The 1,019-nt window shown below is 63.2% G+C and carries 1 protein-coding gene; it reads left to right on the top strand.

Annotation, left to right across the window (positions count from 1 at the left end):
- A partial coding sequence (gene doeA, locus BN2476_RS42800) for an ectoine hydrolase DoeA (protein ID WP_087740172.1) occupies positions 1-1,019 on the top strand: 1,019 nt, incomplete at both ends.

Here is a 1,019-nt window from a genome sequence, read left to right as displayed (position 1 = left end):
ATCAATGCGTGCTGCTCGCGCTCGACGGCGAGCGCGTCTGGTATGGCCGTGGACAGGATGCGAACGGCGCGCTGCGCACCGTGTTCATGAAGCGCGAGAACATCATCGGCTATCCCGATCACTACGTGCAGTCCACCGAGCGTCATCCGATGGACTATCTCGCACGCGAAGTGATCGAGGCGCGCGGCTGGCAGACGCGCCGCATCGGCGTCGAGATGGACAACTACTATTTCAGCGCCGCGGCCTATGCATCGTTGCAGCGCAATCTGCCGAACGCGACATGGCGCGATGCGACGGCGCTCGTCAACTGGCAGCGCGCCGTGAAGTCGCCGCGCGAGATCGAGTACATGCGCATTGCCGCGCGCATCGTCGAGAAGATGCATGCGCATATCGTCGAGCGGATCGAGCCGGGCATGCGCAAGAGCGATCTCGTCGCCGACATCTATTCGGCGGGGATCACGGGCATCGAAGGCTACGGCGGCGACTATCCCGCGATCGTGCCGCTGCTGCCGACAGGCGCCGATGCCGCCGCACCGCACCTGACGTGGGACGACTCGCCATTCGAAAAGAACGCGGGCACGTTCTTCGAAATCGCCGGCTGCTTCAAGCGTTATCACTGCCCGCAGTCGCGCACCGTGTATCTCGGCAAGCCGCCGCAGCATTTCATCGATGCGGAAAAGGCCGTGGTCGAAGGCATCGAAATGGGGCTGGCGGCGGCGAAGCCGGGCAATACCTGTGAAGACATCGCGAATGCATTCTTTGCGGTGCTGCGCAAATCGGGCATCGAGAAGAACAGCCGCTGTGGCTATCCGATCGGCGCGAGCTATCCGCCGGACTGGGGCGAGCGCACGATGAGCCTGCGTCCCGGGGACAAGACGGTCCTCGAACCCGGCATGACGTTCCACTTCATGCCGGGCCTGTGGCTCGACGACTGGGGACTCGAAATCACGGAGAGCATCCTGATTACCGAGTCGGGTGTCGAGCCGTTCTGCAATACGCCGCGCAAGCTGTTCATCAAG

The organism is Paraburkholderia piptadeniae (assembly GCF_900007165.1).
GTDB classification, from domain to species: Bacteria; Pseudomonadota; Gammaproteobacteria; order Burkholderiales; family Burkholderiaceae; genus Paraburkholderia; species Paraburkholderia piptadeniae.
The sequence above is the reverse complement of the archived record's forward strand: the minus strand, read 5'-3'. Positions and strand labels throughout refer to the sequence as shown.